Origin of the sequence: Alkalibacterium putridalgicola (genome assembly GCF_900109825.1) — a bacterium.
GTDB lineage: Bacteria > Bacillota > Bacilli > Lactobacillales > Carnobacteriaceae_A > Alkalibacterium > Alkalibacterium putridalgicola.
Map to the genome: position 1 here is coordinate 26,735 of NZ_FOBL01000008.1, position 22,485 is coordinate 49,219.

Consider the following 22,485-nt stretch of genomic DNA (forward strand, 5'->3'; position numbering starts at 1 on the left):
TACTCTGAAATCTAAAACATCTAAAGTTAACCCTCTGTTCAAGAAAGACTATGCAATAACCGTCCTATTCTTCTTTTAATCAACTTTCCATCGATCCAGTCATACACTAGTGCTGTTGTAAGTTTTGTTTCCGGGAAAAGCAAGGTAAGTTCATCTATATGACTTAGCAGCAGTCTGTCATTTTTCCGTTGTTCACCGCAGTCCCGACAGATAGCCTGACGCTGGGTCAGTTTCAAGTTGAATGAATGGCAGTTACTGCAGATGAGTCCTTTTCTCAAATCTTCGTAAGCATAATTTTGAGGTGTTCCTCTGTACTTTTCGCCGCTTCTGCTTTCCGACTGCAGCTTATTGATGAGCCGGATGCATTCTTTTGATGACTGTGTCTGATTCTTTTTCAGTTTCTCAAAGTGCTTCCTGATTTGTGTCGGCAGAATAAACGGGTCACTGATTTTTGCATCGTATAGCGTAAAGGCTGGATTGACGAAAATCACATACGAATGTACCTCAAAAGTTTCAGTCCACTGACTTAAAATCTGCCGAAGAACTTTCTCTGTCCGGTTCAATTGGATACTCGGACAGATGAATTCCTGTCCTTTGAGACGGCGGAAGTGTCCCGACAACTGCTGGTGTTCCCCTTCATAATTTTTCACTTCATACAGATTGAGCGTGTTGCCAATAAGGATCAGGGCATCGATCTGTGCTGTCGACCCGTTGTAAGTGATTAGCCGGTCCTGCAGACATTCCCTATCCGTACCCAGATAATTCTGAATAAGCTTGTCAAAGAGTGCTTCGCCCTCAAACCCCTTTTGCAGATTGATCATATACTGCTGCTGAGCATGCGCCAAATGAGTCCGGCTGTTCAGCGACTCCAGTATTTTCAGCTGATCTGATTTCTTTCTCTTCGTCTCGTTCGTCCTTTCCATCCTGTTAATCATGTATGACATGTCAGTCATCTCCATCATGTCCATTTATGCTCCTCCAATTCTATAGAAATTCATAATTCCTTCTATAGTAATTACTACCCAACAAATCAGAAACTGACTTTTTTTGTCAAAAAAACTCCGAACCATACATAAAGATGTACGGTTCAGAGTGAAGGTATTCTATTCTAGATGATATTCTTTATTAGTCTTCGCTGGTACTGGCTTCCGTGTTTTTCAAAGAAGTCTTTGCTTTTTTAAGTTTCGGTAATTCGATCCGGAAGATAGATCCGTGATGCAGGACACTTTCTGCCCAAATTTTCCCATGATAGCCTTCGATCAGCTGCTTAGCGATAGATAAGCCCAGTCCATTACCGCCTTTGTGACGACTTCTCGCTTTGTCGACACGATAGAAACGGTGGAAAATTTTCTCGGTATCTTCTTCAGTCATCCCTTCACCAAAGTCCTGAATGGCGATCTGAATATTCGAGCCATTGTCAGATACACTCAAATGAACTACTTTCTGATCTGTCGAATATTTCACTGCATTATCCAAGAGGATGATCAATATCTGCTCAAGATGATTACGGTAAATATTGACATAGGTTTCTTTGTGAAGGTCATCATCCAGAATAAAAGTGAAATCAGGATGGACCAGCTTGAAGTTGTTGTAGGTCTGATTGATGAGTTCACGCACGGATGTCCGTTCATTTTTATAATGGATCTCCACCTGTTCGGCACGGGACAAGTCGAGCATCTCCTGTACCAGGCTCTTCATGCGTTCGATTTCCTGAAGCGATGCACTGAGTGACTCGTCCAGAACGACAGGATCATCTTTACCCCAGCGGTTCAGAAGTTTCATATGTCCTTCTACGACAGCCACTGGTGTGCGCAGCTCATGGGATACATCCTCCACAAACTGTTTCTGCTGTTCGATGTTCCGCTGCATCCGATCGAGCATGGCATTGTAGGCATTGGCCAGTTCTGTCAGCTCATCGTTCCCGTCTCCCACATCGATACGTTCACTGGACTCAGGATCTTTTTCAATGATATGCATGGCTTCGGTCAACCGGCGGATCGGCTGTAGGAAGGAAATGGCTATAATATAACCGATGACCCCACTAAAGAGCAGGGCGATGACCCCCGTCAGAAGGATCGCACCTAAAACACTTCTGAACAATTCGTGATAGGACGACAAGGTGTTGATGACCTGGACGTATCCGATCCGTTCATTGTTCAAAAAGGAGTAGACGGGCGTGATGGCCGATAAAGCTTCACCATTCGGCCCTTCTTCCACCGATTCGATCTGAAGCGTTTCATTCGGTTCAAAGGCAATATCGCTATCATTGGTTTCATATAATAATTCTTCTTCAGGGTTGTAGACTCTGATCACAATACTCCCTTGACTTGCACGCAAAGGCGTACTTCGCTGATTCTGCGTCTCTTCGATAATGGGCATTTCAGGGGTCAGATACAACTCCTGCTGATCCAGGATCTCTTCAACATCCTCTTCTGTCAGATCGTAAAAGTGCTGACCGAATCGTTCTGTCAAATTCACCATGACATTCCTGACCGCCTGCTGTTCATTGTCGATCATGATCTGCTGAAAAGTGATGAACAGGATCGTAGAAAATATGGTATAAGTTAAGAATAGTGCAATCGCAGCCCCGATAGTCCACTTCCATCTCAAAGAAATACGTTTTTTCTCATTTATTCCTTTCGTATCAACGGCTGCTTGAGGTTTCACGTACGCATCACGTAGCCTGTTCCTCTGACCGTTTGAATATAACTTTCTTTTCCTGGAACATCGATCTTGTTACGCAGGTATCTGATATAGACGTCCACCACGTTGGTTTCCACCTCAGTTTCATATCCCCAGACTTTATTTAAAAGCACTTCACGCGACAAGACGACGTTCAAGTTCTCCATCAGTTCGACAAGGAGTTCGTATTCTCTTTTAGTCAGTTCAATGACTTCTTCTCCGCGTTTAACGACACGGTTTTCTTTTTCGACCGTAATGTCTCTATACGTGATGGTCGTCTGACGGCTGACGTTTTCTTCTGTTTCGATTTCGATACGACGAAGCAGTGCACGCATGCGCGCCAATAATTCTTCGATCGCGAAAGGTTTGACGACATAATCATCCGCACCATGATCGAAACCAGAAACACGGTCAATAACAGAGTCGCGGGCTGTCATCATGATGATCGGCACGTTGCTGACCTGACGGATGCGTCGGGCAACATCGATACCATTTAATTCGGGCAGCATCAAGTCGAGCAGGACGATATCCCATTCTTTATTTTCATCGACTGCCGCTTCCAGACCTGAACGACCGTCAAAACGGACTTCCGTTTCAAACCCTTCATGTGTCAATTCTAGTTCAACAAAGCGAGCTAAGTTCTTTTCATCTTCAATAATTAAAATCTTTGCCACGTTTTTCACTCCTACTGTTTTTTTATGCGTTTATGAGTTTAAATTAATGTGATTTTTCCTGACATTACGCCCTTTCAGTTTACCACAATTTTGAATAATTAGAAATGTAAGACTAATCTAATTTAAACATTATAACAAGTTATAAAATTTATAACGAGAAAATAGTAGGTTTTCGGAATGAAAACCTACTATTATAACTTTTTTTATAAAATAACCTTAGTCTAGTCCCAGCTTTCTTCACCTTCGTTACCATACCAGTCGAAGTGGAACGTTCCTTCTTTATCTACTCGCTGATACGTGTGCGCACCGAAGTAGTCACGCTGTGCCTGAATGATGTTTGCCGGTAAACGTTCTGAACGATAGGAATCGTAGTAGGCGATCGCTGATGAAAAGGCTGGTACAGGAACGCCTGCCTGCACTGCCAGTCCAACAAGATCTCTCACTGACTGCTGATATCTTTCAGCAATATCCATGAAATATTCATCAAGGACCAGGTTCTTAAGTTCCGGTTCACGTTCATACGCTTCCGTGATTTTTTGCAGGAAGCGCGCACGGATGATACAGCCGGCACGGAAGATTTTAGCGATTTCACCATATTCGAGGTTCCAATCATGTTCTTTAGATGCTGTCCCCATTTGGGCGAAACCTTGTGCATAACTCATGATTTTACTGAAGTATAAGGCTTCTCGCATTTTTTCGATCAGTTCTTTTTTGTCGCCATCGTAAAGTTTTGTTGCCGGTTTAGGCAGGACTTTGCTGGCTTCCACACGTTCTTCTTTCATTGCTGAAATATAACGGGCAAAGACAGATTCTGTAATCAATGGAAGTGGGATGCCCAGGTCCAAAGCACTTTGAGACGTCCATTTACCGGTCCCTTTGTTTCCGGCACGGTCCAGGATGACATCGACCATGTCTTCTCCTGTTTCAGGATCTTTTTTAGTCAGTGCATCGGCTGTGATTTCGATCAGGAAGCTATCCAGTTCGCCTTCGTTCCATTCGTTGAAGACTTCTGCCGCTTCTTCATTTGACAAGCCGACCATATTTTTCATTAAGTCATAGGATTCGGCGATCAGCTGCATGTCGCCATATTCGATACCGTTATGCACCATTTTGACGTAGTGTCCGGCGCCATTCGGTCCGATATAGGTCACGCATGGTTCACCGTCGGCCGGAGCTTTGGCTGCGATTTTTTCAAGGATCGGTGATACAAGATCGTAGGCTTCTTTTTGTCCGCCCGGCATGATCGCTGGACCTTTAAGCGCGCCTTCTTCACCGCCGGATACGCCGGTACCGATGAAGTTGATGCCTGAGTCTGCCAGTTCGCTGCTGCGACGCATCGTGTCCTGATAGAATGTATTTCCACCGTCGATAAGGATATCCCCTTCATCTAAATAAGGCAGTAACTGCTGGATCACAGCATCTGTTCCTTTACCGGCTTGAACCATCAACAAAATCTTTCTTGGTTTTTCAAGAGAATCGACGAATTCTTCCAGTTCATAGGTAGCTACGACATTTTTGTCAGGGTTTTCCTCGACTACCGCTGTTGTTTTTGATGACGTACGGTTGTATAGCGACACAGAATAACCGCGGCTCTCGATATTCAAGGCCAGATTTTTCCCCATGACAGCCATTCCGATGACGCCGACTTGTTGTTTACTCATTGATCAAACTCCTCCTATTATTTCGTGCTGAATTACTTATCTCTTTTCTTACAGAGTTTACCTTTATATATTAACAAAATATGAACACTTTTGAAACTCTCAACTTGACTCTTGCATTTTAAAGCTACTTTCAGTACACTTATAGCTGAAATGAATTAAGAAAGTGGGTGCACATCCTATGGCTAACAGAAAAGAAAAAGGATCTACAGGCACAATGACACGCATCGTGATCGGTATTCTTGTTCTGACGATGGTTGTCCCAGTATTTGCTTCATTACTGAGCGTATTATAATCAACAATCACTTAAACATCCTGGAAAAAATCTCTTGTCTGCTATTCAGACAGGAGATTTTTTTGATTCCAGTCATTTCTTTTTGACACGCTCTTTTTTCTTTCCGGCTAGTTTCAGTAATTCACTTGCAGTTTCTTTAGTCAGTTGAGTCAGTTCATCTCCGGAAAGCATACGCGCGATCTCTTCCACACGGTCATTCTCCATAAGACGTTCCACACTTGTCTGCGTGCGTTCATCGTCTGTAGTCTTTTTGATGTAGAGATGCTGATCAGCCATAGCAGCGACCTGAGGCAGGTGAGTGATACACAGGACTTGTGAATGCTTGGCGACCGAATAAATTTTATCCGCGATCGCCTGAGCCACACGGCCGCTGACACCGGTATCCACCTCGTCAAAGATAATGCTCGTGATGCCTTGTGACTGCGAGAAGATCGTCTTCATGGCAAGCATCATACGCGACAGTTCTCCGCCGGATGCCACTTTACTCAGTGCTTTCAACGGTTCACCAGGGTTGGTGGAAACAAAGAACTCGATCTTATCGATTCCCTGTTCGGTCAGCACCGGTTCATCTGCTCCAGCAGCTTCAGGACCTTTGAACGCGACTTGGAATTTCACTTTTTCCATGTAAAGTTCTTTCAGCTGTTCCTGAATACTGTTTTCCAGTTCAACTGCTGTCTCTTTTCTGATGGCTGACAGTTCTTCAGCCAGTTTGCGGGCCTGAGTCTGAGCGGTTTTGATTTTTTTACTTAATCCATCCACTTGCTCTTCTCTATTTTCCAGACTCTTGAGTTCTTTATCTGACTTCTCAAAATGATCAAGTATGGCTTCCACAGAATTTCCGTATTTCCGTTTCAGCTGCTGAATAAAATTCAAGCGGGTCTCGATCTCATTGAGCCGTTCTTCATCATACTCCAGACCATCCAGTTCAGAATAAATATCACTGGCCGCTTCCTGGAGCTGGAAAAAGGCTGTGGACAAACTTTCCGATATCTGCTTGAATGACTCGTCTATGTTTTCCACAGCAGCCATTTTTTCCATAGCCTGCCCGACACTGTCGAGTCCACTGTATTCTTCTCCTTGAAGGGCCGCATAACTGGAAGATAAGGCTTCGACGATCGCCTGATGGTTCGCCAGTTTCTTCTCTTCTTCCAGCAGCTCCTCTTCTTCATTCGGATGCAGCTGGGCCGCTTCGATTTCATCGACCTGATACCTTAAGATATCCAGGCGCTGGGCCAGTTCCTGTTCGTTGAACACCCACTGGTCGCGCTCTCTAGTCAGCTGTTTAAAATCGTGAAAGACATCCTGGTATTCTTTCTTCAGTTTGAGCAGCTCTTTGGGGCCAAAGTAGTCGAGCAGATGACTGTGATATTCAGTTACCATGAGCTCCTGATGTTCATTCTGTCCATGGATATCGATCAGGTGACTGCCGATTTCTTTCAGTACGGCAATGGTCACGATGCTCCCGTTGATACGGCAGACGGTCCGGCCGCTCGTGAAGATCTCACGCTGAACAAGCAGAGTATTGGCTTCATGTTCGATCTCATGTTCACTGAACAGAGCCATAAGCTCCGCTGACGGTCTGAAACTGAATTCACCTTCCAGGACACATTTTTTTGACCCAAAGCGGACAAATTCTGTCGATCCTCTTCCTCCAGCCAGCAAGCCTACTGCATCAATGATAATGGACTTTCCTGCACCGGTTTCACCCGTCAATACAGTCATGCCCTCTTTAAAGTCTAAGAACAATTCTTCTATTATTGCAAAATTGTTGATCCGCAACGATTCTAACAAAGACAAACCTCCTAGTCTGTTAATGATTAGTTTATATAAAGGAGATGATTCTTCTCTGGAAACGTTCTGCACTTTCTTCATCACGACAGATGACTAAGACCGTGTCGTCGCCTGAGACACAGCCGAACATTTCACTGTACTTGGCTGTCTCGATCAAAGATCCCAGTGCAAAGGCATTTCCGGGAAGCGTTCGAATTAAAACAAATTCTCTCTGGGTGTCGATGGATACAAAGGCATCTCTCATCAAGCGGGAGAGTTTCTTGGAAATATCGTAATTCATCTCAGGAGGTAGATTATACCGATAGCCGCCGTCCTGAGCCGGTACTTTCACCAGCTGCAGTTCTTTGATGTCTCTGGAAATCGTTGCCTGAGTGACTTCGATCCCACGTTCATGCAGTTTATCGACGAAATCTTCCTGCTTTCGAATTACATCCTGCTGAACGAGCTTCCTCAGCAATTGATGTCTTTCTTTCTTTTTCACTTTTTTCACTCCTATGCATGTTTGCCTCGTTGTGAGCTTCACAGGTCGTCAGTATATTTATACAGTTTATACACTCTTATTATACTTCTTTTCACCATATATGCCAACATCAACACTTTGAGAAGCTATGTTCTTTTAAACACAGCAGCTGCATAGAAAAAGCAGTTTATTAATATTATAATCGATTATATACAGTGATCAGTCAGCAAACAGCGCTTCGCTGATCACACTGTTCACATGTTCCTCTTTGCTTTGAGGTGTTTTTCCTCTTAAAACGATATGGGCCAGAAATTCTTTGTTTCCTTTCCCGCCTTTAATAGGTGAGGGAATCACTTGTTTCACTTCAAACCCCTGATCATAGAGATAATCCACACTGTCTCTGACTACATATTCGTGAACGGACCGGTCGGTGATAATGCCTTTTTCGCCGACATCCTCTTTATGTGCTTCAAACTGAGGCTTGATCAGCGCCACGACTTCGCCGCCTTCTATAAGGATCGTTTTCAGCGTCGGAAAGATTTTTTTCAGAGAAATAAACGAAACGTCGATCGTCGCAAATTCAGGTCTTCCTTTTTTGAAATCGTCGATCGTGACATGTCTGAAGTTAGTCTGTTCCATCACTTCGACGCGTTCATCGATCCGCAGTTTCCAGGCCAGCTGGTTCGTCCCGACATCCAGGGCATAGACACGATTCGCCCCCTGCTGCAGACATACATCGGTAAAACCACCTGTCGAGGCTCCGATATCCAGAACGATCCGGCCGCTTAAGTCTATGTCGAACACTTCAAGGGCTTTTTCCAGTTTTCTTCCGCCGCGACTGACATACAACTGATCAGTCCCTTTGATATAGACGGTTGTATCTCCCGGCCATTTTTCTCCTGCTGTAAAAATCTGTTCTTCCTTTTCCGTATAGGCTTTCCCAGACATGATGAACCGCTTCGCCTTTTCACGATTTTCGGCCCATCCCTGTGCAATAAGCAAATCATCTGCCCGTTCTTTTTTCACTTTTTCACCTCGCTGTTGAGCATTTCAATTCAATTTAAGAGACTGGATAAAGGACTCCAGCAGTTCTTTGTCAAAGTTAGATATACGGTTGTTTATCGCCTCGTTCAGTGCCAAAGCTTCATCAAGATGTTCAGCGAAAAGCTCCTGTGCACGTTCCAGTCCAAGTAAAGCCGGATAAGTGCTCTTGCCATGTTTTGCATCTGCTCCGACACGTTTACCGAGTTCTTCTTCGGTACTGCTGACATCAAGGATATCATCTCTGATTTGATAGGCAATGCCGACTTTGTCAGCTATCGTATCCAGATCGCTTAGGGTGTTCTTGTCTACTTCGGATAAGATCCCTGCCGCTCGAAAAGCGAATCGAATGAGCATACCTGTTTTACGTGAATGGATCGAGGCCAATTCTTCGACGGTCAAGTCTTTGTTTTCACCATCCATATCTGCCTGCTGTCCCCCGACCATGCCTTCATGTCCTGATGCTTGAGCCAGTTCTCTTACCAAGGCAAGTTTGAGTTTATCGGAAAGTTCTCCCTCTGTCACAACTTCAAAAGCCTTGGTCAAAAGCGCATCGCCAGCCAGTATAGCCGTCGCTTCGGTAAACTTGATGTGACTGGTCGGCTTGCCTCTTCTCAAGTCATCGTCATCCATTGCGGGAAGGTCGTCATGTATAAGCGAATAGGTATGGATCATCTCAAGCGCTGCCGCAGCCGGGTAAGCCTGCAATACATCCTTATCAAAAGCATTGACCAGCGCGATCAGGATAAGTGGACGAAGTCGCTTGCCCCCTGCTTCCAGAGAATAGCGCATGGCTTCTTCAATTGCTGTCTGGCTTTTATCCTGAACCAGATTAGTTAAATACTTTTCAAATGATTTTTTGTAGTTTTTAGTAAACGTCTGAAAATGCATAGCCGGCTCCTTTTATGTCATTAAGTAACTGTTCAGTCTTCAAGTATTTCTTCATTCCCATTCTCATTGACCATTTTCGTTACTGTTTTTTCCGCATCTTCTACGATACTTTTACAGTAGCGACTCAATTTGATGCCTTCCTGAAACTGATCCAGTGCCTCTTCCAGAGGAACATCACCTTGTTCGAGTTTTGTCACGATCGTTTCCAGTTCTTTCATTGCTTCATCGAATGTTTTTTCTTTATCCATAAAGTTCTCCTTTTTACTCAATTTCTTTCTTCACTGTTTCTTCCACTCTCGCTTTGATGCTGCCATCCGCGACCGTGATGTCGATTTTATCCTCTGCAGTAACCTGATCCACTGATTTGACTACGCCCGCTTCATTTTGTGCAATGGCATAACCACGACTAAGGATCTTCAGCGGGGATAAATGATCCAGTGACTGTATCAGGCTATTCACATCGTTTTCCTGATTTTTTACGTAGTGTTTAGCTGCTGACATCAGCTGTTTCGTCAGTTGTTCTCTATTTTCGGCAGCCTGTCTGACCTTGGCGCAAGGGTGATAGGCTTTCAGTTCCTGGTCTAAGAGCTGTACCTGGTACTTGTCTTCCTTGACCTGATCATCGACGGTCCGGATCAGCTGGTCTGTCAGCTGATCAAGGTTCTGACTGTATCCATCATACAAGCGTCTGGGCTGTCTGAAGATATACGAACGCTCCAGACGGTCGACACGTTCTTTTTCACGACGGATGATCGTCGTCATCGCCTGCGTCACCCGCTGACGGTTCTGGTCGATCCGGCCGACTTCTTCAGTCAGCACCGGTACCGCCAGTTCGGCAGCCGCTGTCGGTGTAGCAGCTCTGATATCGGCAGCTAGATCAGCCAGGGTAGTATCCGTTTCGTGTCCGACAGAAGAGATGACAGGCGTTCGTGCATTTGCGATAGCCAGCGCCACCTTTTCTTCGTTGAACGGAAAAAGGTCTTCGAAGGACCCGCCTCCACGTCCGACGATCAGGGTATCCAGGTCATAATCCTGATCTGCCTGACGGATGCTTCTGACAATGGAATCTGCGGCTTTGTCTCCCTGAACGACGGCTGGGAACAAGTACAGTTCCACTATGGGAAAGCGTCTTTCGATCGTTGTCTGGATGTCTCTGATAACGGCTCCGCTCTGACTTGTGATGATCCCGATTTTTTTCGGGAACCGCTTGAGCGGCTTCTTGCGTTCGAGATCAAACCAGCCTTCTTCGGTCAGTTTCTTCTTCGTCTGTTCATACGCGGCATAAAGCTGTCCCAGTCCTTCCGGTTCGATATGGTCGACATAAAGCTGATAAGCGCCCGTCTTTTCATATACCGATAAACGGCCGACCGCTAATACACTCATGCCTTCTTCCAGATCTATCCCCAGTTTCTGCTGTTCGTTGTAAAACAGCACAGCAGACAGCTTAGCTCCCTGATCTTTGATGCTGAAGTACTGATGCCTGTTCCGGCGTTTCGGATTATAGTTCGATATTTCTCCTTTGACAAAGACACGTTCCAGATAGGGGTCCTGATCAAACTTGCGTTTAACGTAACGTGTCAGCTGAGTAACAGTTAGGTACTCCTGGTCCATACATTTTTTTCCTTCCTGATTTTCATTTCTGTTAGTTATGTAAATAGAAAAAGAGCAGAAAAGCAGACGGTCTTCCGTCCTGCTTTTCGCCCTCTCTTACTGCTCGTCATTCATCTCAGTTCTTGAGCTCATCCATAACAAAAGCAGATAATTTGGGAACGACAGAAAAAGTTCTATCTATTGTCGGCAATACTCTGCAGGATGCCGTTGACGAACTTGCTTGACTTGTCATCATTGAATGTCTTCGTCAGTTCGATCGCTTCGTTCATGACAACACGCTTATCTACTGCCGGCTGGTAAACCAATTCATATGTCGCTAGTCTCAACAGTAATAAGTTGGTCCGCTCCAGACGGTTTATCGTCCAGTTTTTCAAATGCTTTGTAATCGTCTGATCGATATCGTCACGATGCTCTTGAACACCATTTACTAACACTCTCAGATAGGTGATGGCATCAGTCACGATTTCTTCTTTATTTTTTTTGTTTTCTATCGGTAGAACAGCAGCCATCGCTTCTTCGATCGAACGGTCGTCTTTATGCGACAGCGTACTATCAAGGGCTAATTGAATGGCTTCATCTACAGTCAGTTCTTCATGGGTAGCTAATTGGAAAAGAGACTGAAAGGCTTTTTCCCTAATTACACGCCTTACAGTGGTCACTCTTCCTCATCCTCTTCTCTGTCCAGGTCAAACAAGTCCTGGAATGATGTTTTTTCCGGTACGATATCTGCGATATGGATATTCACTTCGGCTAACGTGATATCTGTCATATGGAAGATCTGTTCACGCACTTTCTTCTGGATGGCTTGCGCGACTTCAGGTACGTTGACGCCAAACTTGAAGTAGCAGTAGATATCTACTTTCAAACCGTCTTCGTCAGAAGTTAAATGCACACCTTTTTTATGATTCGGTTTCCCGAAGGCGATTTTCATCTTTTTGGTAAATTTCCCCTGCATGGCATAGACGCCATCCACTTCGTTAGCCGCAATACCGGCAATAACTTCAAGCACTTCAGGGGCGACTTCGATTTCACCGAAAGGATTGCTCTGGTTTGTTCTCATCACTTTTTCTTCCACTGTCGTTCCTCCTTTGAAATGGTTCAGCAAACTTTTAGTTACGCGCGGGAGACGTATGTTCCTTCGGCTGTATTGATGACCAGTACATCATCTTTGTTGACAAACAAGGGAACAGTTACGACTGCGCCTGTTTCCAGTGTAGCAGGTTTTGACCCGCCGCCGGATGTATCACCACGGATACCCGGTTCAGTCTCTACGACTTTCAGCTCGACTTTGTTAGGGACTTCGACACCAATGACTTCGCTTCCGTACATCATGATGCTGACTTCCATGTTTTCTTTCATGTATTTCAGTTCTTCTTCGATGCGCTCGCCTGGGATCTCCAGCTGTTCATAAGTGTCCGTGTCCATAAAGACATGGCTGCCGTTATTATCATAAAGATACTGCATCGTTTTGGTTTCGATATGTGCTGCCTCGAATTTTTCGCCGGCTCTGAATGTTTTATCCTGCAGAGCACCGGTACGCAGATTTTTAAGTTTTGAACGGACAAACGCAGCACCTTTACCTGGTTTAACGTGCTGAAATTCCACGACACGCCAGATGCTGTCATCATATTCGATCGTTAGTCCTGTTTTTAAATCACTTGTAGATATCATTCGATTTCCTCCTAGTTACCTCTCGATCGGTATTCAAGAACCGATGAGTTTGCTTGCTTCTATTGTATCATGATTAGGTATGAAAACCTATTTTCACAGGTAATTTTTTCTATAAATTTAACTTTTTAAAGCTGGATCAGTTCTTTGGTTACCTTCATCAGATTGCGGTTACCATCTTTCGTGATGACCAGATCGTCTTCAATTCTTACCCCGCCCAATCCGGGAATATAAATTCCGGGTTCATTGGTGATCACATTGCCTTCGACCAGCGGTTGTTCGTTTCGGAAATTGATCCCTGGATTTTCGTGAACTTCCAGTCCGATGCCATGACCGGTAGAATGACCAAACGCATCACCGTAGCCTTTTTCAGTAATGTATTCTCGGGCGATCGCATCCAGTTCTTTACCTGTGATACCAGGTCTGGCCGCCTCGTTCACTTTCAGCTGGGCATCCAGAACGATCTGGTGGATTTTCTTCAGTTCTTCCCCGGGATCGCCCAAAGAAAATGTCCGTGTCATATCTGAAACATACCCTTTATAGTAGCAGCCGAAGTCTATCGTGATCATGTCGCCCTCTTCGATCTCCTTGTCACTGGCCACCCCATGAGGCATTGCAGAACGCTTGCCGCTGGCCACGATGGTGTCAAAAGAGACACTTGTCGCACCTTGTTCACGCATCAAAAAGTCAAGTTTGTTGGCGACAGCTATTTCTGTCACGCCGGGTTTGATATAATGCAGTATTTCTTCAAAGGCGTGTTCCGTGATCCGGATCGCCTTCTGGATGGTTTCGATTTCGTCTTCGTCTTTGATTTCTCGCAGCGATTCCAGCAGTCCGCTGCTTGGGTTCAGTTCACATGGCAGCATGTCTCTGATCTGGTCGAATGTAGCATAGGTCACGAAATCTTTTTCAAAACTCAAAACATTGATTTTTTCATTTTCAACGATCGTTTTCACTTCATCATATATTGGTCCTGTATTTTGGATCACTTCAAAGCCGACAGCCTGTTCTGCAGCCTGTTCGGTATACCGGAAATCGGTAACGAAGTATGCCTTGTCCTGCGTCATGACGCTCAGCCCCGTCGATCCGGTAAATCCGGAAGCATATCTCAGATTATATGGACTTGTTATAAGTAATGCTTCAACGTTCTGTTCTTTCATCTTGTTCTGAATTTTTTCTACACGTGACATAGTTACACCCTATTCTCTAATTTGAATTCCACTCTGTTCATATCTATATGAACACTCCTTTTTTATTATAGCAAAGTAGGGCCGAAAAATAAACGCGTACCGGTATGTATGTCCATTGTCTGGTTATTAAGAAAGAGCATTCTGTTAAGACTTATACGTCTATCTTCAGAAATGCTCTTTAGGCTGTCCAGTTTATTTTTTGAAAAATCAAACTCTTTTTCGTGATACTTATTTATTACAATCCTTTTGATAGTTATTGACAGGTACAAATCATTCGTTTCCCGTTAATGTCTCTTTTTCTTCCACCCCTCCACTCGATTCCCCTGTCCCTCCCGTACTGCTGTTTTCATCAGCCAATGGTACATCAGCTGGATCCGGATCTCCTTGAATGATCAGTATTTCCTCCAGAGTGGGGTCCGGCTCGACGATGAACCTCTGCCGGCTCGTATAGCGATTATTTAAATAGGCTACGAGTGAATACTCTGCGTCCGTCTCTTTCAAGATCTCCACGTGCCCCTGACTGAAATAAAGGGTGGCTGTCTCCACATCTTCCCATACAAGTCTGTCTTTGAGCATTGACTCACTCACTTCGATCAGTGCTTTTGCCTCATACGACTGACTGATTTGCTGCAGCTGCATCAGCTGGTTGTAGACGACCCCTGTCACTGATAAGATCAGAAACGAGATGAACAACAGTAAGTGAAAGGTCGACAGCAGCAGACTGCCTTCTTCACTCATATATCTTTTTATCGGCATCATCCACTGTCCTTTTCATTCACACGAAATTTGGCGCTGTACTCTTCACCGTTATTACATTCGACCTGGATCGTTAAGGTCTCTTCAAGCAATGAGAACTCGGCAGCTGACACTTCCAGCAGGATCGGCTGATGACCAAGCGACCCTACCTGTCTCCGGATGATCTGAAAATAACGCTCATATGAGACCGTCTTAATCCGCTGATCTTCTGGGTCATAAATATCGAAACTCACTTTGTTCCTGCTGGCTGTGACGTTTCCACTGTCTTGGAGTTCATATTCCAGCTGATTGATAAACAGATGCCATTCGATCTGCCGTTCATCCTTTATCTGGCTCCGTGTCGTCTGGATCTGTGAAATGGCAAAGGAAAACAAAAGCACACAACTGCTCAGTATACTTAGAGTGATGATGACTTCCAGTAGTGAAAAACCGTCGTCTCTCGGCATTCTCATGGATTCCACTCTGCGGCTATGAAATCGATCTCCCTGACTCGATCTTCTTCGATATAAATATGAATACTGCTGTCTGTTTCAAAGCTGTGCGCTTTTACATCACCGGATAAGAACTGACGGCTCTTCAGATCATCCTTATCGTAAAACAAAGCACTTTCGTATAAGAACCGGTTCAGTTCAACGTCAGTTTTTGTCTGCTCCCTTATCACCAGCAGCTCCATGGCAAACGGAAAGACGATCCCGATAAAAAAAGCCAGTATACTGATGCTTACGAGACTTTCAAGCATGATAAAACCGGAATCTTTTTCATTCAATGACAAACCGTCCACTCCCCATCTGAAAACTCACGGTCACTCTTCCGTGAATAGTATTGAAATTCAGTTCGTTGATATTACCGAGATTGCCTGAACTTCGTGAAAACTGGTATTCTTTTGATGTTCCGTATAAAGAGATGGACTCAGGTAAATACAGGATATGATTGGCCGGATGATCACTGTTTTCTTTCCCCGTGACTCGGAACCGTATCAGCCGGTTGGTCGGCCGCACCTCCATGTTCGTCCAGTGATCATTGATGACCGCTTCGGTCTGGATCTGTGTGATCCCCGAACGCAGAGCTTCAAAGAACAGCTGGGTTTCCGTTTCTTTTTTCAGCTGGGCAAAGTGCATGACTGGAAAGGTCGCCAGCATTGAAACGATCGATAAGACAAGCACAACTTCTATGAGTGTGAAACCATCGTCTTTTTTAAGTGTTGCAAACATGCATTAACTCCTTAGTCAGGGTAGACTGGTTTCTGTCTTGGCTTTGACGACGCCATTAACTAAATCAAACCCTTCAGTTGCTTTTGTCAGTTGTTTATCAGTGAGATAGTTTGCTGTTTTCATAGTCCCGAACGAGTCTGGAGCTTCATTCTTATCCATCTTGTACATATCCACCTGGGACTGGAGTACACTGGCTATGGCTTCATCTCCAGTATCGGCGGCATCGGTCTGTCTTCCGGACAGGTTCGGTACAAAAAGCAGGAGCAGGGCTGAGATGATGAACAGCACCAGTGACATTTCAATTAATGTAAAGCCTTCTTCCCGTTTTATCCATGCATTTAAGTTTTTCATTTTTTCCCTCTTTCCCTAAAATGTCTGCAGCGCATTGAAAGTCGGCAGCAGCAAAGCCGCATAGATCGCCACGATCACCAGCGCCACGAATATAAAGATGACTGGCTGGACCCAGTTCATCACCTGTTCGATCTGTTTATCAAATTCCTCCTCGCATTCTCTTGCATACATTTCCAGTTCCTGTCCCAAGTGCCCCGACTTCTCTCCCTGTCTGACCACCAGGATGACTTCTTTTTTCAAAAATGCCAGTTCCTGGAGACTGTCATGAAAGGACTTTCCCTGTTTCATTTCCATTTCGATATATTCTCCTACTTCAGTGATCAAAGGAGACAAGGTATTCTTTTTCATGATCGTGACGACTTCCAGGAGACTACTGTTACCTTTCAGGAGAAACCCCCATTCATTGGAGAAAAACTGGCTCCAGTACAAGGTGAACAGTGATGACCGCGTCCATCTGGTCAGCCACTGCAGACGGTTCATCGGTGTCAGTTTTCTTCCCTTATTAATCAACAGCAGCAGGATGAGCAGAAAGACAAGGCTCCCTCCGGCCAGGATCACAGGCGCATGATAAACGCCCGCAACCACCAGACGCGTGCCGATATCCAGCTGCTCTGGCTGAAGTGCAGTCAATTCATGGATATGCGGCAGGAGGACGAACCGCATCGCCAGCAGCATGATCATGACAAAAAACAGGAGAACAACAGGATACTGCAAAAGGGCTTGCATTTTCCGCTTCTTTTCCGCCTGTTTCAGCAGCTGACTGCCCGCTTTCACTGCTGTCTGGGCAAGCTGACCATGAAAAAGGGAGAAATACAGCTGAGCACACACGACATCTGAAAAGCCGGCCTCCTTTAACGCCGCAGAAAAAAGTTCGCCGCGGCTGACTTCCTTGTGAACGACTTCGATCATCTGTCTGGAGTCGCTGTCCACGATGGTCTCCAGAAATACCAGCGCTTCCTGCAGTGAAAAACCGTCCAGAAGCAGCTGGCCGCAGCGTTTTAGGAAACGTCCCTGACGCAATGTTTCTTTATGCGTTCGAAATAAAGTAGCGGTGGTAGGTTTTTTCAGTGATATAGCCATTCACATACACCTTTTCCAGTAAATGATTGAATTCCCGGCTGCCTGATGCATTAGATAATGATTCTCCCACCGCACTGTCGCCCAGCACAGCACCCATTTCTTCCGCCGTCATCACTTCAAACAGAGCCAGCCGTTTTTTCCCTCTGGCGTGATGCGAACAGTAGGTCTGGCAATTCATCCCACACAACGGACAGTAAAGCGGCAGCAAAGTCTGAAAAGCGACGCCGATCAGGGTCTGTTTGAGCAGTGGCAGCCCGACGCCCAGTTCCTGCATCCTTGAAATGACGCCTCTGGCATTTTTAGCATGGATCGAAGCAACGAGGAGATGACCGGTCAGTGCCCCGCGTATCACCATTCGGGCTGTTTCTTCATCCCGGATTTCTCCAACGATGATGACATCCGGATGATGCCTGAGACTCGATTTTAAAAGATGCTCGTAGGTGACTCCGGCTGTTTCATTCACTTGAGTCTGCAGAAAGCTTCTTTCTTCTATCTCCACCGGGTCTTCCACGGTGATGACCTGCTGTTTCTCTCCCTGCATGCGGTTCTTGATCAGATGATACATGGTCGTGGTCTTGCCTGAATCCACTGGCCCAGAAAACAGCAGCAGACCCGATTTCGCCTGAACCAGCCGCTCCAGTTTCTCCCATTCCTGAGAGAAGAATGTCCCCGGAACGAGTGAATCCTCCTCTTTCTGCTTAAGCAGACGGATGACCAGTGATTCCTGCGACTGGTAGTTACTGATCGTAGAAAACCTGCAGTCGATGGCTTTCTCACTCAGCTGAAATGTCGTACTGCCGCTCTGCGGGCGACGTCTTTCCCCCACGTCCATATTCGACAGAAACTTAAAATAAGAGATGAGCCGGGTCCCTTCTTCCCGGTCCAGATAGTACTGTTTTTCCATCTGACCGTTCAGACGAAAGTATACGTCATAGTGCTTCTGTTCCGGCAGTATATGGATATCGCTGGTCCGGTAAGAATCAGCCATCGTGAGCAGATGGCCGGCAAAGGCTTCGGTGTCCATCACATCCTCCCTTTCATAATTTATTTGTCCTACCTTATATATTGTCCATTTATTTTATTGCTCACGAAAAAAACCTCAAATAAATGGAATTTTTTTCCACCTACTCAAGGTCTTGGTCTCATCTATTACGTTTTCTTCCTGATTATCGGTTAAACTTCTGCATTATGGTAGACTTCGCTGACATCATCGTCGTCTTCCAGCGCATCGATCAGGTTCTCAAATGTTTCTTCCTTATCGGCAGGCACCGGTAAAGTCGTCTGCGGGATCATGGTCAGTTCTGCCTGATCCAGTGTGAAGCCTGCTTCTTTCAGTGCATCTCTAACCGCTGTAAAATCTGAGGCTTCCGTATAGATCTCAAAAACTTCGTCACTGGTTTCCAGTTCTTCGCCACCGGCTTCAAGCACTTCCATCAGCATCGTGTCTTCGTCCACATCCAGACCTTCGCGGTCGATCGCAATGTAGCCTTTACGGTCGAACATGTAGCTCACGGAGCCTTTTTCGCCCAAAGAACCGCCGTTACGGTCAAAAGCCACTCTCACATTGGTGCTTGAACGGTTCTGGTTATCCGTCAAAGCATGCACGAGTACGGCGATCCCGTTAGGTCCATAGCCTTCATAAATCACTTCATCGTAGTTGTCACCCTGACCGGCATCGGTCGCACGTTTGATTGCACGGTCGATATTATCGTTGGGCATGTTGTTCGATTTTGCTTTGTCCACAGCCAGGCGCAGAGATGCGTTCATTTCCGGATCCGCTCCGCCGTCTTTTGCTGCTTTGTATATTTCTTTAGATAATTTCTGGAATATCTTTCCGCGCTTGGCATCTTGTGCCCCTTTACGCTGCTTGATATTATTCCACTTTGAATGTCCTGCCATCACAATTCCTCTTTCCTGAATTTGATTTACGTTTTTCCTTTGTTATTATACCAAAATTTCCAGCTATATCAACCGCACAGAAAAAGAGTGATTTCGCTTACAACCCACTCCTTATCCTTTATACGTTTTTTCTTCCAGTGAGTATCAGGATCTGAACCGCAGTTTCTGTCGTCTTCTTCCTTTGGGCTTGGCAAGAAGTGCTATAGCCACACCAACAAGAGCGCCGGCGGTATCCAGCATCACGTCTTCCATTAGCGCCGTACGGTTCGGATGGAAGGCTTGTCTCAGTTCATCAAAGGAGGCATAGCCGACCGAAAGCAGCAGGGCCACTAAAAACGTGAGCCACGGTTGAGCCACCCGGTTTCTCAGGCCTAAAAACCAGAATAAACCCAGCAGGAAGTAAGAGACAAAGTGCGCCCCTTTTCTGATGAAGAATTCTATAAATCCTATGTAACCTTGTGACGCAATGCTGACTTCACTGCCGGCATACATGAATTCGACCCGTTCCAAAAGACCTCTCAAAGGTTCGCCCTCAAGCCACTGATGAAGCAAAGGCTGCACATTCTGGTCTTCATACCCCATGGAAGAGCTGTAAAACAGTAAAGCCATCATACCAAAAGCAAGCAGCAGATATATATTATCGATCGGTTTTACTTTTCTATTCATTCCAACACACCTCATTCAGTCAATAACTCTATTCTAACTGATGTGTCTGGATATGGAAAGAAAAAAACGATACAATAAAATCAGTCTAATTTAAGGGGAGAGATATTTAATGACAGCATCACAGAATTGGAATATGGACAGCGTATTTTCAGGGGGAAGTCACTCCGAGGCTTTACAGTCTCGTATTAAAGAGCTTGACACACTGATCAAGGAAACGTTGACTCAAATCAGTGAATGGCAGCCTTCCAAGGACCATCCGGAATTCAACGAACTGGCCTCGTTCCTGAAAAAAAGAGAAACGATCGGGAACGGCCTGTCTGAAGCCGGGACCTTTGCCCGCGGTCTGTTTTCAGCCAATACTAAAGATCTTCAGGCAGCAAAAGTCGTGAATCAGCTCAGTACCGTCGCCAGTCAGATGAGTGAAGTGGAAACCCTCTTCATGAAAAAACTGAAAGATGTACCGGAAAACGAATGGGAAACTTTAGTCGCGACCGAACCATTTAAACAGAGTGCTTTTCCGCTGCAGGAGAAAAGAGAAAAAGGTCAGAAGTTATTATCTGAAAAAGAAGAGAAAATCATTCAAAAACTGTCTCTTGACGGGTTGAATGGGTTCGGTAACATGTACCAGACCATCGTCAACAGTGTCAATGTGCCGTTTGAAGAAGACGGCAAAATCACTTACCTGTCAGCTGGACAGGCAGCCAATAAGCTGACAGGTTCTGAAGATCCTGCCGTCAGAGCTCGTCTTTTGAAAGACTGGGAGATCGCCTGGAAGGAAAAAGCGCCGCTGTTTTCCGATACGCTCAACCATTTGGCCGGTTTCAGACTTCAGACTTATGATCTGAGAGATGAGAAAGACTTTTTGAACCCGCCGCTCGAATACAACCGCATGAAAGAAGAGACACTGAATACCATGTGGGACACGATCACAGACAACAAGCCGAAAGTTGTCGAATTCCTGAACCGCAAGGCAGCTTTAATGGGCAAAGACAAGCTTAACTGGGCAGACGTCACAGCCCCTGTTTCCGTTGGTGATTACGAGCCTAAAACATATTCGTTTGAAGAAGCACAGAACTTTGTGACGACTCACTTTGGGACATTCAGCCAGGAGATGCAGGACATGGCGCAGCGTGCCTTTGACGAAGGCTGGGTCGAAGCCGAAGACAAAGAAGGCAAGCGCCCTGGGGCTTACTGCTCCAACCTGCCGGAGAGCAAACAATCCCGTATTTTCATGACGTTTTCAGGCAGTGCCAACAATGTGTCGACACTGGCTCACGAATTAGGTCATGCTTATCACAGCCATGTCATGCGTGATTTGCCGGCATTGAACCGCAGCTATGCCATGAATGTAGCCGAAACCGCCTCGACTTTTGCAGAAATGCTGATATCTGATGCCACGGTCGAAGCTGCTGCCTCTGAAGAAGAAAAAATCGCCCTCCTGGACAGCAAGATCTCACGTGCGGCGATCATGTTCATGAATATCCACAGCCGTTTCCTTTTCGAAAAACGTTTTTACGAAGCCCGTCAAAACGGTCTCGTCAACGAAGAGGAATTGAGCACCATTATGGAAGAGGCACAGAAAGAAGCCTTCCTGGATTCGCTGGACACTTACCATCCAACGTTCTGGGCAAGCAAACTGCATTTTTATATCACAGGGATCTCCTTCTACAACTTCCCATACACATTCGGTTTTCTGTTCAGTCTGGGGATCTATTCCAAAGCCAAACAGGAAGGCCAGTCCTTCTCTGACGACTACCGAAACCTGCTGAGAGATACGGCCAGCATGACGACGGAAGAACTTGCTGAAAAACACTTGGCAGTCGACCTGACCCAGCCTGATTTCTGGCAGTCAGCAATCGATGAGATCTTAACGGATATCGATGAGTACCTTGCATTGACTGCAGACCGCATTTAAAGGTAAATCGAAATCAGTGAATAGACTAATTCAAAAAGGAGCAGCACATCCTTTCACAGGGTGATCGCTGCTCCTTTTTGTTTTATCTATCAGTTGATTTCCTGAAAATAGGCTGATTGAGCTCACTCAGTGTACATCTTCAGCCGAGTACTGTCTATCAGACCGGCATTGAGCGTGCTGAACAGTCGTTGTTACTTGAATAAGCTCAATGTGGCCTTCATTAAGCTTGCCCGGATTAAAACGGGGCCGAGTACGTCCAATGTCCCCATCATTGAACGTACCCGCTGCTTCTAAGCATTTGGGTGCGGCTTATTCCTTCTTCATTAACACTGCTCAGACTGATTTTACGCTCAGCACGTCGAATGCACACGTCATTGACAGTACTCAAGCGGAATCTGAATTGAGTACGTCTATTGTGCCCTCTATTCACACCGCTCAAATTTTTTCTGATCTGAGCACGTCCATTAAAGGCTGCATTCGACTCACTCAGCTTAACTCATAGTACGACTAAATCGAATCAAAACTCTGCACCTTGTAAGCCCAGGAATATTTGCCTGAAAAAGTGAGAATGGTATTGTGTCGACAAGTCCTAGTGAGAATGGTCCTTTACCTGCACCTCTCTTATCCTGAATTCAAGGATCTGTTC

General features: G+C 45.5%; 25 protein-coding genes. 2 read left to right on the forward strand and 23 right to left on the reverse strand.

The genetic code is table 11. The features are described from left to right. Positions 1-38: 38 nt before the first annotated feature. The 4 genes from BMX84_RS03855 to gndA all read right to left on the reverse strand — a co-directional run bounded on the left by BMX84_RS03855 (position 39) and on the right by gndA (position 5,017). On the reverse strand, positions 39-968 hold the full coding sequence (locus BMX84_RS03855) for a nuclease-related domain-containing protein (protein WP_091487386.1): 930 nt from the start codon (positions 966-968) through the stop codon (positions 39-41). Between the two features lie 157 nt (positions 969-1,125). Next, a complete protein-coding gene (locus BMX84_RS03860; protein ID WP_246119097.1) occupies positions 1,126-2,667 on the reverse strand; it encodes a HAMP domain-containing sensor histidine kinase in 1,542 nt (513 codons plus the stop codon). After that, positions 2,664-3,356, reverse strand: coding sequence for a response regulator transcription factor (locus BMX84_RS03865; RefSeq protein ID WP_091487388.1), 693 nt, complete (start codon positions 3,354-3,356; stop codon positions 2,664-2,666). The genes BMX84_RS03860 and BMX84_RS03865 overlap by 4 nt, the downstream gene beginning before the upstream one ends. 221 nt (positions 3,357-3,577) lie before the next feature. Then, positions 3,578-5,017, reverse strand: a complete 1,440-nt coding sequence (gene gndA, locus BMX84_RS03870; RefSeq protein ID WP_091487389.1) for an NADP-dependent phosphogluconate dehydrogenase — start codon at positions 5,015-5,017, stop codon at positions 3,578-3,580. Positions 5,018-5,195: 178 nt separating this feature from the next. Between gndA and BMX84_RS12780 the strand changes: the two genes are divergently transcribed. Continuing rightward, positions 5,196-5,309, forward strand: a complete 114-nt coding sequence (locus BMX84_RS12780) for a SpoIIIAC/SpoIIIAD family protein (RefSeq protein ID WP_281282298.1) — start codon at positions 5,196-5,198, stop codon at positions 5,307-5,309. 72 nt (positions 5,310-5,381) lie between these two features. Here the strand turns inward: BMX84_RS12780 and recN are convergent, their stop codons facing one another. The 19 genes from recN to BMX84_RS03965 form a co-directional block, all read right to left on the reverse strand. Further along, positions 5,382-7,100 carry a DNA repair protein RecN gene (gene recN, locus BMX84_RS03875; RefSeq protein WP_091487391.1) on the reverse strand — a complete coding sequence of 573 codons (1,719 nt, stop codon included), beginning with the start codon at positions 7,098-7,100 and terminating at the stop codon, positions 5,382-5,384. A 31-nt stretch (positions 7,101-7,131) separates the two neighbouring features. Then, entirely contained in the window at positions 7,132-7,581 is a 450-nt protein-coding gene (argR, locus tag BMX84_RS03880; RefSeq protein WP_091487392.1) for an arginine repressor, read from the reverse strand. Between the two features lie 198 nt (positions 7,582-7,779). Beyond that, the gene (locus BMX84_RS03885; protein WP_091487394.1) at positions 7,780-8,586 is read right to left on the reverse strand and encodes a TlyA family RNA methyltransferase; all 807 of its coding nucleotides are present in this window, start codon (positions 8,584-8,586) and stop codon (positions 7,780-7,782) included. Positions 8,587-8,610: 24 nt separating this feature from the next. Beyond that, positions 8,611-9,492, reverse strand: coding sequence for a polyprenyl synthetase family protein (locus BMX84_RS03890; protein ID WP_091487396.1), 882 nt, complete (start codon positions 9,490-9,492; stop codon positions 8,611-8,613). A 32-nt stretch (positions 9,493-9,524) separates the two neighbouring features. Next, positions 9,525-9,740, reverse strand: a complete 216-nt coding sequence (locus BMX84_RS03895) for an exodeoxyribonuclease VII small subunit (protein ID WP_091487397.1) — start codon at positions 9,738-9,740, stop codon at positions 9,525-9,527. A 13-nt stretch (positions 9,741-9,753) separates the two neighbouring features. After that, on the reverse strand, positions 9,754-11,103 hold the full coding sequence (xseA, locus tag BMX84_RS03900; RefSeq protein WP_091487399.1) for an exodeoxyribonuclease VII large subunit: 1,350 nt from the start codon (positions 11,101-11,103) through the stop codon (positions 9,754-9,756). 173 nt (positions 11,104-11,276) lie between these two features. Further along, a complete protein-coding gene (gene nusB, locus BMX84_RS03905; RefSeq protein ID WP_091487400.1) occupies positions 11,277-11,762 on the reverse strand; it encodes a transcription antitermination factor NusB in 486 nt (161 codons plus the stop codon). Continuing rightward, positions 11,759-12,163, reverse strand: a complete 405-nt coding sequence (locus tag BMX84_RS03910; protein WP_091487477.1) for an Asp23/Gls24 family envelope stress response protein — start codon at positions 12,161-12,163, stop codon at positions 11,759-11,761. Before BMX84_RS03910 ends, nusB begins: the two co-directional genes overlap by 4 nt. Positions 12,164-12,216: 53 nt before the next feature. Further along, complete coding sequence (efp, locus tag BMX84_RS03915; RefSeq protein ID WP_091487402.1) at positions 12,217-12,774, reverse strand: elongation factor P; 558 nt, start codon at positions 12,772-12,774, stop codon at positions 12,217-12,219. 125 nt (positions 12,775-12,899) lie between these two features. Continuing rightward, positions 12,900-13,961, reverse strand: coding sequence for a M24 family metallopeptidase (locus BMX84_RS03920; protein WP_091487403.1), 1,062 nt, complete (start codon positions 13,959-13,961; stop codon positions 12,900-12,902). A 270-nt stretch (positions 13,962-14,231) separates the two neighbouring features. After that, complete coding sequence (locus tag BMX84_RS03925; RefSeq protein WP_143058664.1) at positions 14,232-14,717, reverse strand: hypothetical protein; 486 nt, start codon at positions 14,715-14,717, stop codon at positions 14,232-14,234. Further along, a complete protein-coding gene (comGF, locus tag BMX84_RS03930) occupies positions 14,717-15,163 on the reverse strand; it encodes a competence type IV pilus minor pilin ComGF (protein ID WP_177165456.1) in 447 nt (148 codons plus the stop codon). Before comGF ends, BMX84_RS03925 begins: the two co-directional genes overlap by 1 nt. Before the next feature lie 2 nt (positions 15,164-15,165). Beyond that, complete coding sequence (locus tag BMX84_RS03935) at positions 15,166-15,489, reverse strand: type II secretion system protein (RefSeq protein WP_091487408.1); 324 nt, start codon at positions 15,487-15,489, stop codon at positions 15,166-15,168. Beyond that, positions 15,476-15,928: a competence type IV pilus minor pilin ComGD gene (gene comGD, locus BMX84_RS03940; RefSeq protein ID WP_091487410.1), complete on the reverse strand. Its 453-nt coding sequence runs from the start codon at positions 15,926-15,928 to the stop codon at positions 15,476-15,478. The genes BMX84_RS03935 and comGD overlap by 14 nt, the downstream gene beginning before the upstream one ends. 15 nt (positions 15,929-15,943) lie before the next feature. Continuing rightward, positions 15,944-16,279 (reverse strand): competence type IV pilus major pilin ComGC, encoded by a 336-nt coding sequence (comGC, locus tag BMX84_RS03945; protein WP_091487412.1) that lies wholly within the window; start codon positions 16,277-16,279, stop codon positions 15,944-15,946. Between the two features lie 15 nt (positions 16,280-16,294). Beyond that, on the reverse strand, positions 16,295-17,359 hold the full coding sequence (comGB, locus tag BMX84_RS03950; RefSeq protein WP_091487414.1) for a competence type IV pilus assembly protein ComGB: 1,065 nt from the start codon (positions 17,357-17,359) through the stop codon (positions 16,295-16,297). Further along, the gene (comGA, locus tag BMX84_RS03955) at positions 17,307-18,383 is read right to left on the reverse strand and encodes a competence type IV pilus ATPase ComGA (RefSeq protein ID WP_091487415.1); all 1,077 of its coding nucleotides are present in this window, start codon (positions 18,381-18,383) and stop codon (positions 17,307-17,309) included. The genes comGB and comGA overlap by 53 nt, the downstream gene beginning before the upstream one ends. A gap of 149 nt (positions 18,384-18,532) precedes the next feature. Continuing rightward, positions 18,533-19,258, reverse strand: a complete 726-nt coding sequence (locus BMX84_RS03960) for a YebC/PmpR family DNA-binding transcriptional regulator (RefSeq protein WP_091487417.1) — start codon at positions 19,256-19,258, stop codon at positions 18,533-18,535. A 144-nt stretch (positions 19,259-19,402) separates the two neighbouring features. Further along, positions 19,403-19,924: a VanZ family protein gene (locus tag BMX84_RS03965; protein WP_091487418.1), complete on the reverse strand. Its 522-nt coding sequence runs from the start codon at positions 19,922-19,924 to the stop codon at positions 19,403-19,405. Between the two features lie 109 nt (positions 19,925-20,033). Here BMX84_RS03965 and BMX84_RS03970 point away from each other — a divergent pair, with 109 nt between their 5' ends. Continuing rightward, entirely contained in the window at positions 20,034-21,839 is a 1,806-nt protein-coding gene (locus BMX84_RS03970) for a M3 family oligoendopeptidase (protein ID WP_091487420.1), read from the forward strand. The last annotated feature ends 646 nt before the right edge of the window (positions 21,840-22,485 follow it).